At 68.8% G+C, this 13509-nt stretch carries 13 protein-coding genes; 11 read left to right on the forward strand and 2 right to left on the reverse strand.

Translation table 11 applies throughout. The features are described from left to right. Window positions 1–77: 77 nt before the first annotated feature. From H8F24_RS03190 to H8F24_RS03205, 4 genes are all read left to right on the forward strand, one after another. Window positions 78–524 (forward strand): hypothetical protein, encoded by a 447-nt coding sequence (locus H8F24_RS03190; RefSeq protein ID WP_197170934.1) that lies wholly within the window; start codon window positions 78–80, stop codon window positions 522–524. Between the two features lie 62 nt (window positions 525–586). Beyond that, complete coding sequence (locus tag H8F24_RS03195) at window positions 587–1120, forward strand: hypothetical protein (RefSeq protein WP_197170936.1); 534 nt, start codon at window positions 587–589, stop codon at window positions 1118–1120. 54 nt (window positions 1121–1174) lie between these two features. Further along, complete coding sequence (locus tag H8F24_RS03200; protein WP_197170938.1) at window positions 1175–1561, forward strand: hypothetical protein; 387 nt, start codon at window positions 1175–1177, stop codon at window positions 1559–1561. Window positions 1562–1566: 5 nt separating this feature from the next. After that, window positions 1567–3342, forward strand: coding sequence for an AarF/ABC1/UbiB kinase family protein (locus H8F24_RS03205; protein WP_197170940.1), 1776 nt, complete (start codon window positions 1567–1569; stop codon window positions 3340–3342). Here H8F24_RS03205 and eno read toward each other — a convergent pair whose 3' ends face one another. Continuing rightward, window positions 3343–4638 carry a phosphopyruvate hydratase gene (gene eno / locus H8F24_RS03210; protein WP_197170942.1) on the reverse strand — a complete coding sequence of 432 codons (1296 nt, stop codon included), beginning with the start codon at window positions 4636–4638 and terminating at the stop codon, window positions 3343–3345. A 190-nt stretch (window positions 4639–4828) separates the two neighbouring features. Between eno and gloA the strand changes: the two genes are divergently transcribed. The 6 genes from gloA (at window position 4829) to rplA (ending at window position 10951) form a co-directional block, all read left to right on the forward strand. Beyond that, window positions 4829–5233, forward strand: coding sequence for a lactoylglutathione lyase (gene gloA / locus H8F24_RS03215; protein ID WP_197158441.1), 405 nt, complete (start codon window positions 4829–4831; stop codon window positions 5231–5233). Window positions 5234–5259: 26 nt separating this feature from the next. Further along, window positions 5260–8298: an ATP-dependent Clp protease ATP-binding subunit gene (locus tag H8F24_RS03220; RefSeq protein ID WP_197170944.1), complete on the forward strand. Its 3039-nt coding sequence runs from the start codon at window positions 5260–5262 to the stop codon at window positions 8296–8298. A gap of 101 nt (window positions 8299–8399) precedes the next feature. Continuing rightward, window positions 8400–8687, forward strand: coding sequence for a preprotein translocase subunit SecE (secE, locus tag H8F24_RS03225; RefSeq protein ID WP_197158437.1), 288 nt, complete (start codon window positions 8400–8402; stop codon window positions 8685–8687). Between the two features lie 185 nt (window positions 8688–8872). After that, window positions 8873–9487, forward strand: coding sequence for a transcription termination/antitermination protein NusG (gene nusG / locus H8F24_RS03230; RefSeq protein ID WP_231598219.1), 615 nt, complete (start codon window positions 8873–8875; stop codon window positions 9485–9487). 166 nt (window positions 9488–9653) lie between these two features. Next, the gene (gene rplK / locus H8F24_RS03235) at window positions 9654–10079 is read left to right on the forward strand and encodes a 50S ribosomal protein L11 (RefSeq protein ID WP_197158435.1); all 426 of its coding nucleotides are present in this window, start codon (window positions 9654–9656) and stop codon (window positions 10077–10079) included. A gap of 164 nt (window positions 10080–10243) precedes the next feature. Then, entirely contained in the window at window positions 10244–10951 is a 708-nt protein-coding gene (gene rplA, locus H8F24_RS03240) for a 50S ribosomal protein L1 (RefSeq protein WP_197158433.1), read from the forward strand. Between the two features lie 112 nt (window positions 10952–11063). Here the strand turns inward: rplA and H8F24_RS19090 are convergent, their stop codons facing one another. Beyond that, window positions 11064–12650 (reverse strand): ABC transporter permease subunit, encoded by a 1587-nt coding sequence (locus H8F24_RS19090; RefSeq protein ID WP_231598067.1) that lies wholly within the window; start codon window positions 12648–12650, stop codon window positions 11064–11066. 29 nt (window positions 12651–12679) lie between these two features. Between H8F24_RS19090 and H8F24_RS03255 the strand changes: the two genes are divergently transcribed. Then, complete coding sequence (locus tag H8F24_RS03255) at window positions 12680–13435, forward strand: amino acid ABC transporter ATP-binding protein (protein WP_197170946.1); 756 nt, start codon at window positions 12680–12682, stop codon at window positions 13433–13435. Window positions 13436–13509 lie beyond the last annotated feature (74 nt).

Genomic DNA, 13509 nt, shown 5'->3' on the forward strand with positions numbered 1-13509 from the left:
CTGATAGGCGCCGCCCCAGCAGAGCCTCGATGCCGCGATCGACTCCTCCATCGCCAGCCCCCCCCTCTGCGCCAGGGGTGCCTGGGTTCTACCCGCAGCTTCGGTGGCTGCTCTGGCTGGTGCTCGCCCTGGCGCCCCAAGCGGGCCCTGCGGCTGACGCTGAGCGCTGCGGGGCCCTGCTCGATCGCCGCAATGCGCTGGCGGAGCAGGCCATGGCCGCGGAGATCCACCTGGCCAGCACCGTGCGCGACCGACTCTGCCCGGCGTTGAATCGCCGCGCCGATGCCGCCAATGCCAACCCGGAATCGGCGGCCGCGGCGGACCTGCAACAGGAGCCCTTCGATTTCGGCGGCTATGTGGAGTGCCGCCATCGGGCCGAGGCGGAGTTGGCACGCAGCCGCGCGGTGTTGTATCGCAATCAACTGGGCTTTCCCTTCTATACGCAGGCCGGTGCCGACCTGGCCCGTCAATCGGATCGGCTGGTGCAGGAGCGGATCCGGTCAGGCTGCCCCGGCCAGTCCTGAGAGCCGGGGGCCGTTCTCCTGATCCGGCAGGCAGGATGGCGGCACAGTTGCAAGGTTCTGTGATGGCCGCCGCGGCCCCGCCCACCTCCAGACCGCGGCCGAATCCCTGGCTCGGGCCCCTGCTGGTTGGCGTCTGTTTCGGGGTGGGATATGGCCTCACCCAGCGCCTGCTGACCCTCAACCTGCCAGGCCTGATTCACCTCGGCCAGGGTTTTTCCCTCAAGCCATTCCCCGGTACCAGCCTGGAGGCCCTGAGGCAGCGCTTCGGCCAGGAGGGTCAGCAGATCCGCGGTGATCTCGACCTGCTGGAACTGGAGGCCCAGTCCCGCCAACAGGAGGAGGAGATGCGCAAGCGGCAGGACGCTCTCGATGCCGAAGAGAGGCGTCAGGCTGAGGCCCCCGACCCTCTGGCGCTGCCGGAGCCTGAGCGACCGCAGGAGGGTGGTGGGGGGGGAGCCCAGGCGACACCCCCCGCTGGACCCTCGGCCTCGACTTCCGCGCGTCAAGCTGCTCCGGAGGCAGTGGCCCCCCTGCCGAGCCAGACGACCTCCGACTTGGCCCCGCCGCCGCCACCCAGCCCCGCTCCGCTGCCGTGAGCCTTCACAGTGCCAACCCCCGGCTGTCACAGTGACGGCAGCACCAGGCCCGAGATGAGCGCGCCCCAGTCCCTCTTCCAGGCGGCCGTCAACCGCTTCACGGCCCGGCTGGGCAGTGGCCTGGCCGATGCCGCGGCAGGACTGGCCGCGCTCGCCCAGGAGGCCCCCGAACGGCTGCAGCAGGAATGGCAACTGTTCTGGCAGGAAGTGGAACTGGAAGCTGAACGGTTGGAGAGGAGCGCGGGCACCTCAGCCGGTGCGGCCGGCGCTTCTGTTTCGTCGTCTCCCTTTGAGGGGGATGGCACGCCCGGCGAGGCTTTCGCCCGTGATGCGGGTGCCTCTCGCTTCCCCCGGGAGACCCAGGCCCAGATCGATGCGCTACGGGCCCAGGTGGCCGCCATCGCGCGCCGCCTCGACGAACGGCCCGCGGTGCAGGACTGAACACCATGACGGTCAGCGGCGTCGCGGGCTCGGGTCACGCGGTCACAGCTCAGGCGGTCAGCGGTGTCGCGGCTGGTGCGCCAACCCGTGGCATCGGTTCGTGGCGCCGTGCACGGCTCGATGACGCCACTCGGATCTGGCGGCCGCTGCGGATCTGGGGCCTCACTCTGAAACTGTTGGCCAGCCTCTGGTGGGATGGCCGTCGCTGGAGTTATCCCGGTGGCTTCACGCCGGAGCGACTGGCGGCACGGCAGCGCCGCCGGGCCCGCTGGCTCACCCAACAATTCCTCTCGTTGGGCTCGGCCTTCATCAAGCTCGGCCAGCTGTTGTCAGCCCGTCCTGATGTGCTGCCCGCCGATGTGGTGGAGGAACTCTCCCATCTGCAGGACCGGGTGCCCGCCTTTCCGTTTTCCGTGGTGGAGGGTCTGCTGGAGCAGGAACTGGGCGAGCGTTGCGCCGAGATCCTCGATCTCGAGGAGGTGCCTCTCGGCTCGGCCAGCCTGGCCCAGGTGCACCGCGCCAGCCTGCGCAGCGGCCGCCAGGTGGTGTTCAAGGTGCAGCGCCCCGGCCTGGAGCGCCTTTTCCGCCTCGATCTGGAGGTGCTGCAGCAGGTGGCGGCGGCCGTGCAGCGCCACCCCCGCTGGGGCCAGGGGCGCGACTGGATCGGCATTGCCAAGGAATGCCGCCGCGTGCTGCTGCGGGAGCTTGATTTCCGCCTGGAGGCCGAGCATGCCGCCCGCTTTCGTCAGCAGTTCCTGGAGGATCCGGGCATCCGCATCCCGGCAGTGGTGTGGGAACTGAGCAGCCGCCGCGTGCTCTGCCTGGATTACGTGCCGGGCATCAAGATCACCGACCGGCCAGCCCTGGTGGCCGCGGGGATCGAGCCCGCCGCCGTGGCGGAGAAGGGCGCCGCCAGTTATCTGCAACAGCTGGTGCGCTTCGGCTTCTTCCATGCCGATCCCCACCCCGGCAACCTGGCCGTGGCAACCGATGGTGCCCTCATCTATTACGACTTCGGCATGATGGGGCAGATTTCGGAGCGGCTGCGCAGCCGCCTCGGCCGCATGGTGCGAGCCGCCGCGGCGCGGGATGCCACCACCTTGGTGGAGGAATTGCAGCAGGCCGGTGTGATCGCCGAGGGCGTTGATCTCGGACCGGTCCGGCGTCTGGTGCGGGTGATGCTCACCGAGGCGCTCACACCTCCGTTCAGCTCCAACGTGCTGCAGAAGCTGTCCGGAGATCTCTATGACCTCGTCTATGGCCAGCCATTCCGCCTGCCGCCGGAACTGATCTTCGTGATGCGGGCCCTCTCCACCTTCGAGGGGGTGGGCCGCAGCCTCGATCCCGGCTTTAGCCTGGTTTCCATTGCCCGCCCTTACCTGCTGCCCCTGATGACTGCCAGTGGGTCCGGCCCCAACGATCTGATCAACGAGCTGGGTCGCCAGGCGGCCGAAGTCGGCAGCCGCGCCCTGGGCATCCCCCGTCGCCTCGATGAGAGCCTGGCCCGCATCGAGCAGGGGGATCTGCAGGTGCAGATCCGTGCCGGTGAAACCGACCGGCTGCTGCGGCGCCTGGCCCTGGCGCAGCAGAGTGCCGGTCAGTCCTTCCTGCTGGGCGGCCTGGCCGTTGCAGCCGCTCTGCTGGCAGCCAGCGCCAGGCCTGCCCTGGTGGCGATTCCCCTGGTTCTCGGTCTGCCGGTGGCAACGGGATGGCTGAAGCTGCAGTCGCGGCTGCAGCGGGATGGCCGGATCGATCAGCTGCAGGGTGGCGGCAAGGGCTGATCAGCCCTTGCCGCGGGGGCCGCGGTCCACGGCGCCGGCGAAGACGGCCTGGTTCCCCAGTTCGTCTTCGATGCGCAGCAGCTGGTTGTACTTGGCCACCCGCTCGGAGCGGCTCAGGGAGCCGGTCTTGATCTGGCCGGCCCGGGTGGCCACCGCCAGGTCGGCGATGGTCACGTCTTCGGTTTCGCCGCTGCGGTGGCTGATCACGCTGGTGTAGCCGGCCCGGCCGGCCAGGTCGATCGCCTGCAGGGTCTCGGTGAGGGAACCGATCTGGTTCACCTTGATCAGGATCGAGTTGGCCACGCCCCGGTCGATGCCCTGCTGAAGCCGCTCGGTGTTGGTCACGAACAGATCGTCGCCCACCAGCTGCACCGTGCCGCCCAGCTTCTGGGTGAGCAGATCCCAGCCATCCCAGTCGTCTTCCGCCAGGCCATCTTCGATCGACACGATCGGGAAACGGCTCACCAGGGCCGCCAGCTGATCCACCATCTCGGCGCTGGTGTAGTGGCTGCCGCCGAAGGCATAGCGACCGTCCTTGAAGAACTCGGTGCTGGCCACGTCGAGGGCCAGGGAGATCTGATCACCAGCGCGGTAGCCGGCCTTCTCGATCGCCTTGACCAGCAGCTCGCCGGCGGCATCGTTGCTGGCCAGATCCGGCGCGAAACCGCCCTCGTCGCCCACGGCGGTGGAGAGGCCCTGGTCGTGCAGCAGACCCTTGAGGGTGTGGAACACCTCGGCCCCCATGCGCAGGGCTTCGCGGAAGCTGTTGGCGCCGTGGGGCACCAGCATGAACTCCTGAAAATCAAGGTTGTTGGTGGCGTGGGCGCCGCCGTTGATCACGTTCATCAGGGGCACCGGCAGCAGATTCGCCATCGGACCGCCCAGGTAGCGGTAGAGGGGCAGATTGAGCCCCTTGGCGGCGGCCTGGGCCACCGCCAGACTCACGGCCAGGATGGCATTGGCGCCCAGCACGGATTTGTTGTCACTGCCGTCCAGTTCCGCCATGGCGTTGTCCACCGCCACCTGGTCGAGGGCGCTGAGGCCGCAGAGGGCCGGCGCGATCCGCTCTTCGATGTTGGTCACGGCCTGGGTCACGCCTTTGCCGAAGTAGGCCTTGCCGCCGTCGCGCAGTTCATGGGCCTCATGGGCACCGGTACTGGCGCCGCTGGGCACGATCGCCCGGGCGTTGGCGCCACCCTCGAGGTAGACCTCGGCTTCCACGGTGGGGGTGCCGCGGGAGTCGAGCACCTCGCGGGCAACGATGGAATCGATGACGAGGTCGAGGGAATCGATCACGTAGGCCGCTCTGGATTGCGGGAATCCTATGGGTGCCCCCCGCCCCCACTGGTGTGCCCATGCGTACCGCGAAGCGGCCGGACTTGCCCCTCACCATCGAGTCTCACAACGCCGTCTCGCCGCGCTTCCAGAGCCTGCGGCCAGAATGGCGGCAGACCGAACCGGCGCAGGGCGCCGCAGGAGCTCGCCGATGCGATTGCTGCACACCATGCTCCGGGTCGGAGATCTGGAACGCTCGCTCACCTTTTATACGGAGGTGCTGGGGATGCGGTTACTGCGCCGCAAGGACTACCCCTCCGGTCGCTTCACCCTGGCCTTCGTGGGCTATGGCGACGAGAGTGACACCACGGTGCTGGAACTCACCCATAACTGGGACACGGACACGTACACGGTGGGCAGCGGCTACGGCCACATCGCCATCGGTGTGGACGACATCCAGGCCACCTGTGCCGCCATCGGTGCCAAAGGGGGCCGGGTGGTGCGGGAGCCGGGGCCGATGAAGCACGGCAGCACCGTGATCGCTTTCCTGGAGGATCCCGATGGCTACAAGGTGGAGCTGATCCAGCGCTCCGCCCCGGCGGCGGCGTCCGCCTGATTGCCCGCCGCCCTGCCTCCTGCGTCATGGTCTCCTCCGTCTCCACCTCGCCGGCTCCCGGGAGCCTCACCAGCGATCCCGATCGCTTCAGCGAGGAGGCCTGGGAGCTGTTGCTTGCCTCCCAGGACACGGCCCGTCGCTGGCGCCATGGCGCCATGGATGTGGAGCACCTGCTGCAGGCGCTGCTGCAGGATCCCCGCTGGGCCCGGTTCGTGGACCCTCTGCCGCTGGATCTGGATCTGGCCCTCGATCGGATCGAGGCCTTCTGCGCCGAGCAGCCCCCGTCCCGCGGCGGCGAGCTCTACATCGGCGACGCCCTCGAGGATCTGCTGGAGGCAGCCGATCGGTGCCGGGCCGCCTGGGGATCGCAGCTGCTGGACGTCCCCCATCTGCTCCTGGCCCTGCTGGAGGAGCCCCGCCTCGGCGCCGAGCTACTGGCGGAGCAGGGCCTCAGCGAAGACCTGCTCCGCCGCCAGCTGCGGCCCGGTGCCCCGGCAGTGGAACGCAACGTGGCTGAGGATCCGTGGCAGGTCGAGGCGGGCCGGGCTCCGACAGGGGCCCAGGTTGAGCCCCCAGCTGCCAGCACCGGTGCTGGCAGCTGGGTCGACGCAGAGGACTCCAGCCGGCCGCTCCCCGGCGCCCGGCGGTCTACGTCCCGCAGCTCTGCTTCCAGCCTCTCCTCCTCCAGCCCGGGGCCCAGTCGGCGGCGGCGGCCTGCGCCTGCGTCAGGCACCGGCGCCGCCGTTGGATCGGCGGGCCTGTCCACGGGGCCGGCAACGGTGTCAGCCGCCGCCGGCGAGCCGGCCACGGACGATGACGGCCTCAGGCTGGAGCTGGAACCCCCGGCCCTTGACCGCTATGGCCGCGATCTCACGGCCGCCGCCCGCAACGGCGAACTCGATCCCGTGATCGGCCGCGATCTGGAGATCCGTCGCCTCATTCAGGTGCTGTCGCGCCGCAGCAAGAACAATCCGGTGCTGATCGGTGAACCCGGCGTCGGCAAGACGGCGGTGGCCGAACTGCTGGCCCAGCGGATCGAAGCCGGTGAGGTGCCGGAGGCGCTGCGCGGCCTGCGGCTGGTGGCCCTGGATCTCGGTGCCCTGATCGCCGGGGCCAAGTACCGCGGCCAGTTCGAGGAACGGCTGCGCAGCGTGCTCGAGGAGGTGCGCGAGGCCGATGCCGCGGCCGGGAGCGGGGGAGGTGCCGGCGTGGTGCTGTTCATCGATGAGCTCCACACCGTGGTGAGCAGCGACCGCTCCAGCGCCGATGCCGGCAGCATCCTCAAGCCGGCCCTGGCCCGCGGTGATCTGCGCTGCATCGGCGCCACCACCCCGGAGGATTACCGCCGCACGATCGAGAAGGACCCGGCCCTGGATCGGCGCTTCCAGCAGGTGGTGATCAAGGAGCCCGACTCCGAAACCTGCGTGGAGATCCTGCGGGGGCTGAAGGAGCGCTATGAGCTGCACCATGGCGTGGCGATCACCGACCCGGCCCTGGTGGCGGCGGCGCGACTGGCGGATCGCTACATCGCCGATCGCTGCCTGCCCGATTCGGCCATCGACCTGATCGACGAGGCCTCCGCCCAGCTGAAGATGGAGGTGACCTCCAAGCCCGAGCCGGTGGAGCAGGCCGAGGCCGAGCTGCGGCGGGTCGAACTGGCGCTGCTGTCGGCCGAGACCGCGCCCCTGCCGGAGCGGGTGCAGTTGCAGGAGCAGCGCCGCCAGGCCGCCGAACGGCTGCAGGCCCTGCAGCAGCGCTGGCGCCAGGAGCGGGAGCGGCTGGCGGAGCTGCGGGCCCTGCTGCAGGACGACGAAGACCTGCGCCATGCCATCGGTGAAGCCGAGCGCGACGGCGACTACGAGGAGGCGGCTCGCCTGCAGGTGGATCAGCTGCAGGGCGTGCAGCAGCGCCGTCAGGAGCTGGAGGAGGAACTGCAGCGGGAGCTGCTCGACAACCCGCCGCTGCTGCGGGAACAGGTGGAGGCCGATGACATCGCCGATGTGGTGGCCCGCTGGACCGGCATCCCCGTGCAGCGGCTGCTGGCGGGTGAACGCCAGAAGCTGCTGGAGCTCGAGCAGCGGCTGGGGGAGCGGGTGATCGGCCAGCCCGAGGCGGTGGCGGCGGTGGCGGCGGCGATCCGCCGGGCCCGGGCCGGCATGCAGTCGGCGCGGCGGCCGGTGGGTTCGTTCCTGTTCCTCGGGCCCACCGGCGTGGGCAAGACGGAACTGGCCAAGGCCCTGGCGGCGGCCCTGTTCGACGAGGAGGAGGCGCTGGTGCGACTCGACATGAGCGAATACATGGAGCGCAACGCCGTGGCCAGGCTGGTGGGAGCTCCGCCCGGCTACGTGGGCTACGAGGAGGGTGGTCAGCTCACCGAGGCCGTGCGGCGCCGGCCCTATGCGGTGCTGCTGCTCGATGAGGTGGAGAAGGCCCACCCGGAGGTGTTCAACCTGCTGCTGCAGGTGCTCGACGACGGCCGCCTCACCGATTCCCAGGGCCGCACCGTGGACTTCCGCCACACCGTGGTGATCATGACCAGCAACCTGGCCAGCCGGGCGATCCTCGAGCACGCCCGGGCCCGGCGGGCTGCCATGGCCAGTGCTGCCCTGGCCAGTAGCGCCGCTGGGCCCGAAAGCGCTGTCGCCGAAACCGTTGCCGCCGAAGCCGCTCTGGAGCGCGCCGTGGATCAGGCTCTGGCCAGTCACTTCCGGCCGGAGTTCCTCAACCGCATTGATGAGGTGATCCGCTTCCGTCCGCTGGAGCCGGCCGATCTGCAGCGGATCGTGCGGCTGCAGCTGGCGGAGCTGGCCGGTCTGCTGCGCGAACAGCAGCTGGAGCTTCAGGTGGACGAGCCTGCGATCGAAGCCCTCGCCATCCAGGGCTACGAACCGGAATACGGCGCCCGGCCGATGCGGCGTCTGCTGCGCCGCCGCATCGAGAACCCCCTGGCCACCGAACTGCTGGAAGACCGCTTCCAGGGGGCCAGCGGCGTGCGGGTGAGCCTGGCCGACGACCCCGGCGCGCCGTTGCGCTTCCTGCGGCTGGTGGAGGGTGCGGAGGACTGAGCATCGCGGGCAGCAGGCCCAGGCCTGAAACAGCTGCTGGAACCCGTCCGGTAGGGTGATCGTTTGCCGGTACGCGCGGACGCACCGGTGCGCGAGCGCCAGTGGACTCCAACTCCGATCCAACCCTTCCCCAGACCCGGCCCACGACCGAAGGCGGCGGCTCCAATGCGGCCGTGGCCGAGGCCCCCGCTGCCACCAGCGAGGTGGCCGAGAGCGAAGGCAACGTTGTGGCTGCCACCATGGCCGAGCTGCGCAAGGTGGTCTGGCCGAGCCGCCAGCAGCTGTTCAGCGAGGCGGTGGCGGTGATCCTGATGGTGAGCCTCTCGGCCGCCGCCATCGCCGCCATCGACCGCCTCTATGGCTGGGCCGCCACCCAGGTGTTCCGCTGAGTTTCCGTCCCCCCGAGAGCCCCGTGTCCGAGATCGATCTGGAAGTGCCCGAACCCGTCAGCCTCGCGCCCGATGCCGAGGAGGCCTCTGAGACTCAGCGCGTCGTTGACGACGCTTCCGAGACCCTGGCCACCACACCGGGAGGCCCGGACGCTGACCCTGCGGCCCTGGCTGTGGCGGGAGTCATGGGTCCCGATGGGGTGCTGGAGCTTCCCGGTGCCGAGACCGTGAAGGCACCGGTGGCCCGCTGGTTTGCGGTGCAGGTGGCCTCCAGCTGCGAGAAGAAGGTGAAGGCCACCCTTGAGCAGCGGGCCGTCACCCTCGGGGTCGACAACCGCATCCTCGAGATCGAGATCCCCCAGACCCCCGGGGTGAAGATCAAGAAGGACGGCTCCCGCCAGTCGATCGAGGAAAAGGTGTTCCCCGGTTATGTGCTGGTGCGGATGGTGCTCGACGAGGACACGATGATGGCGGTGCGCAGCACCCCCAACGTGATCAATTTCGTGGGGCAGGAAGAGCGTCGCGCCACCGGTAAGGCCCGCGGCCACATCAAGCCCCGGCCCCTCAGCCGCACCGAGGTGGATCGGATCTTCAAACGTGCCGCCGAGAAGAAACCTGTTCTGAAGGTGGATCTGGCCGAGGGCGATCAGATTCTGGTCACCGCCGGTCCGTTCAAGGATTTCCAGGGCGAGGTCATCGAGGTCTCGGGCGAGCGCAGCAAGCTCAAGGCCCTGCTCTCGATCTTCGGCCGGGAAACGCCGGTGGAACTCGAGTTCTCCCAGATCAGCAAGCAGAGCTAGCCGATCGCTTTGTTGCGGCCGTCTCCCTGCGGAGGACGGCCCTTGGATGGCCATCGCTTCGGGCGATGGCCATCAGCCAGCCGCTCCCTGGAGCGGCCATCCGCACAGCTCCCTCTGGGAGTCCCGTCCACTCTCCCGTTAGGGAGTCAGATCCCTAGCCCCGCCGATGGCCAAAAAAGTTGTAGCCGTGATCAAGCTGGCCCTCCAGGCCGGCAAAGCCAACCCCGCACCGCCGGTGGGCCCCGCCCTCGGCCAGCACGGGGTCAACATCATGGCGTTCTGCAAGGAGTACAACGCCCGCACCCAGGAAAAAGCCGGGTACGTGATCCCGGTGGAGATCTCGGTCTTTGAAGACCGCAGCTTCACCTTCATCACCAAGACCCCGCCCGCCTCGGTGCTGATCTCCAAGGCGGCCGGCATCGACAAAGGTGCCGCCACCTCCGCCAAGGGATCCGTGGGTGCAATCTCCAGAGCTCAGCTCGAAGAGATCGCCAAGACCAAGCTGCCCGACCTCAATTGCACCAGCGTGGAGTCGGCCATGCGCATCATCGCAGGCACCGCCCGCAACATGGGCGTCGCCGTCAACGACTGAGTCGCTCGCAGCGCCTGCGCCTGCATCGCCTGCGCTTGCAACGCCTGCGCTTGCAAAGACTCACTGATTCCGTTCCTGTTCCCTGATTCGGGGGAGACCCAGCCATCCGTCCGGCGCACCGTTGCGTCCGGGCCCTGGCGGTCGCCCGTACCCCAACCCCAGCCATGCCCAAAGTTTCCAAGCGTTTTTCCGCTCTGGCCGCCACGGTCGAAGAGCGCGCCTATGCGCCCCTCGAGGCGATCGATCTGGTGAAGGCCAACGCCAACGCCAAGTTTGACGAGACGATCGAAGCCCACGTGCGCCTCGGCATCGATCCCAAGTACACCGACCAGCAGCTGCGCACCACCGTGGCCCTGCCCCACGGCACCGGCCAGAGCATCCGCATCGCCGTGATCGCCCGCGGTGAGGCCGTGGCCGCCGCCAAGGCCGCTGGTGCCGATCTGGCCGGCGATGAGGAGCTGGTGGATGCGATCGCCGGTGGGGCGATGGACTTCGACCTGCTGATCGCCACCCCGGACATGATGCCCAAGGTGGCCAAGCTCGGCCGTGTGCTCGGTCCCCGCGGCCTGATGCCGAACCCCAAGGCCGGCACCGTGACCACCGATCTGGCCGGCGCGATCAGTGAGTTCAAGGCCGGCAAACTCGAGTTCCGCGCCGACCGCACCGGCATCGTGCACGTGCGCTTCGGCAAGGCCAGCTTCGATGCCGACAAGCTGCTCGACAACCTCAAGGCCCTGCAGGAAACCATCGACCGCCAGAAGCCCAGTGGAGCCAAGGGCCGCTACTGGCGCTCCCTGTTCGTGACCTCCACGATGGGTCCCTCGGTTGAAGTCGACTTCAGCGCCCTGCAGGACATCAAAAAGGACGCCTGATCAAACAGACGGACGCCTGATCAGCTCAGGACCCTGCCCACTGCACCCGGCTTTGCATCCGCAAGGCCGGGTTTTTTGATGCCGCAGCACGCAGCCCCCGGACGCCAGGCCCTCAGGTGGCCATGGCATGGCGCTGGGGATTGAGGCGGTGCTCCACCCGCTTGAACAGCCAGGAGGTCACCGAGGTCATCACCAGATACACCAGAGCCACCGCCAGATACACCTCAAATGCCCGGTAGGTGGTGGCCACCACCAGCTGCCCCTCGCGGAACAGTTCGTCGAAGCCGATCACCGCCGCCAGGCTGGTGTCCTTGATCAGGGTGATGAATTCATTGGCCAGGGGCGGCAGCACGCGCCGCAGGGCCTGGGGGAGCACCACGAAGCGCATCCGCGCGATCGGGTTCATCGCCAGGGCATCGGCCGCTTCCCACTGGCCGGGATCGATTGATTCGATGCCGGCGCGCAGGGTTTCCGACAGATAGGCCGCCACGTTGAGGCTGAGGGCGATCACCGCGGCCACGAAGCGATCCAGGTTGAAGGGCAGCCCCAGCCCATTGAGCAGGGCCGGCAGCCCGAAATAGATCATGAACAGCTGCACCAGCATCGGGGTGCCGCGGAAGAGGTCGACGTAGACGCGGCACAGCCCGCGCAGCAACGGTCCCCCGCCCATCAGCCCATAGGCCACCAGGCCGGCACCGATCAGCCCGAAGCTGAACGACACCAGGGTGAGGGACAGGGTGACGCCGGCGCCGCGCATCAGGTTGCGGAGCAGCTGGGCCGGATTGAGGGCCGCCTCCCTGCGGGCCTCCGCCAGGGCCGGCGCCTGCTCCGGCAGCTCCGGTGGGCTCTGGCCAAACCAGCGCTGGTAGAGGCGGGCGTAGCTGCCGTCGGCCAGCATCCGCTCGATGCCGTGATCCACCGTGTCGCGCAGGGGGGAGTTGCGGGGGAAGGCAATCCCGTAGAACTCGTTGGTGAGGGGTGTGCCGGCGACGCGCAGGCCCCGCAGGCCGGCCGCCTGGATGGCATGCAGGGTGGCCGGCAGATCGTTGACGTAGGCCTCGACGTTGCCGTTGATCAGTTCCTGCAGCGCCAGGGGTGCGGCGTCGAAGGTCGTGACCCGGGCTCCGGGGACCTCGGCCATGGCCTTGGCGCCGGTGGTGCCGATCTGCACCGCGATCGTGCGGCCCTCGAGATCCTTGAGGTTGTGGATGGTGGTGTTGCCCTCGCGCACCAGGATCCCCAGGCCGGCGACGAAGTAGGGCCGTGAGAAGTCCACCGCCTGGGCCCGTTCGGCCGTGATCGTCATGGCGCTGATCACCATGTCGACGCTGCCGCCCTGGAGCGCCGGGATCAGGCCGTCGAACGGCAGGGAGACGAAGCGGATCGGATGGCCGCTGTTCTTCCCGATCGCCTGGATCAGATCAATGTCGAAGCCCTGCAGCTCATCGTGGGCCCCGGCCTTCATCTGGAACGGGGCGTAGGTGGGATCGGTGCCCACGGTCCAGGTCGGCTTGGCGGTCGCCGCGTCTGCTCCTCCCTCTGGGCCCGCGGCTGCGGGGTGGAGCCCGACAGCGCCCAGCGCCAGGACCAGGCTGAGCACCACCAGGGCCAGCAGGCGCTGCAGCCGCAGACTCCGCAGAGGCCACAGCCGTTGCCGCAGCCGACACCACATCCGGCGCTTCGGTTCAATACTGGTCACGGCCCTGTCCGCGCGCTGGAGTGCACTCCATGATCGCCAGCTCCGCAGATCCGCCTCTGCTGGCCTGTCACCAGCTGCACAAGAGTTACGGCACCCGAACGGTGCTGCGGGGGGTGAGCGCCACGTTCGAGGCCGGCGACGTGGTGTCGGTGATCGGGCCTTCAGGTTGCGGCAAGAGCACCTTTCTGCGCTGCCTGAACCGGCTCGAGAGTTTTCAGGCGGGCAGGCTGGAGCTGATGGGTCACGACCTCTCGGCGCCGCGGCTGAGCTGGGATGAGCAGACGCGACTGCGCAGCCGGGTTGGCATGGTGTTCCAGCAGTTCAACCTGTTCCCGCACCTGAACGTGCTGGACAACCTGATGCTGGCGCCCCGTCGCATCCTGGGGGTGCCGCTGGCCGAGTGCCGCGATCGGGCCCTGCATCACCTCACCACCGTGGGGCTGGCGGAACGGGCCCGTGCCTGGCCTGACCAGCTCTCCGGCGGCCAGAAGCAGCGGGTGGCGATCGCCCGGGCCCTCTGCATGAATCCGGCCCTGATGCTGTTCGACGAGCCCACCAGCGCCCTCGATCCCGAGCTGGTGGGCGAGGTGCTGGCCGTGATGCAGGGGCTCGCCGCCGATGGCATGACGATGGTGGTGGTGACCCACGAGATGCGCTTCGCCCGGGAGGTGTCGAATCGAGTGATGTTCTTCAACGATGGGCTGATCGAGGAGCAGGGGAGTCCTGATCAGCTGTTCACCCAGCCCCGCAGCGACCGGCTGCAGACGTTTCTGCGGCGTCAGTAGATCTGTGGCGAGCGGGACATCGGCAGCCGCAGGACAGCGGCGCCAGCAGAGCGATTTCTGTGGTATGGGATGCG

This window comes from Synechococcus sp. CBW1002, from assembly GCF_015840915.1.
Lineage (GTDB): Bacteria > Cyanobacteriota > Cyanobacteriia > PCC-6307 > Cyanobiaceae > CBW1002.

Excerpts from the sequence above, each read along its gene's own strand:
- H8F24_RS03195 (WP_197170936.1), top strand. The coding sequence starts at position 587 with ATGGCCGCCGCGGCCCCGCCCACCTCCAGACCGCGGCCGAATCCCTGG.
- H8F24_RS03200 (WP_197170938.1), top strand. The coding sequence starts at position 1,175 with ATGAGCGCGCCCCAGTCCCTCTTCCAGGCGGCCGTCAACCGCTTCACG.
- H8F24_RS03205 (WP_197170940.1), top strand. The coding sequence starts at position 1,567 with ATGACGGTCAGCGGCGTCGCGGGCTCGGGTCACGCGGTCACAGCTCAG.
- gloA (WP_197158441.1), top strand. The coding sequence starts at position 4,829 with ATGCGATTGCTGCACACCATGCTCCGGGTCGGAGATCTGGAACGCTCG.
- H8F24_RS03220 (WP_197170944.1), top strand. The coding sequence starts at position 5,260 with ATGGTCTCCTCCGTCTCCACCTCGCCGGCTCCCGGGAGCCTCACCAGC.
- nusG (WP_231598219.1), top strand. The coding sequence starts at position 8,873 with ATGGGTCCCGATGGGGTGCTGGAGCTTCCCGGTGCCGAGACCGTGAAG.
- rplK (WP_197158435.1), top strand. The coding sequence starts at position 9,654 with ATGGCCAAAAAAGTTGTAGCCGTGATCAAGCTGGCCCTCCAGGCCGGC.
- rplA (WP_197158433.1), top strand. The coding sequence starts at position 10,244 with ATGCCCAAAGTTTCCAAGCGTTTTTCCGCTCTGGCCGCCACGGTCGAA.
- H8F24_RS03255 (WP_197170946.1), top strand. The coding sequence starts at position 12,680 with ATGATCGCCAGCTCCGCAGATCCGCCTCTGCTGGCCTGTCACCAGCTG.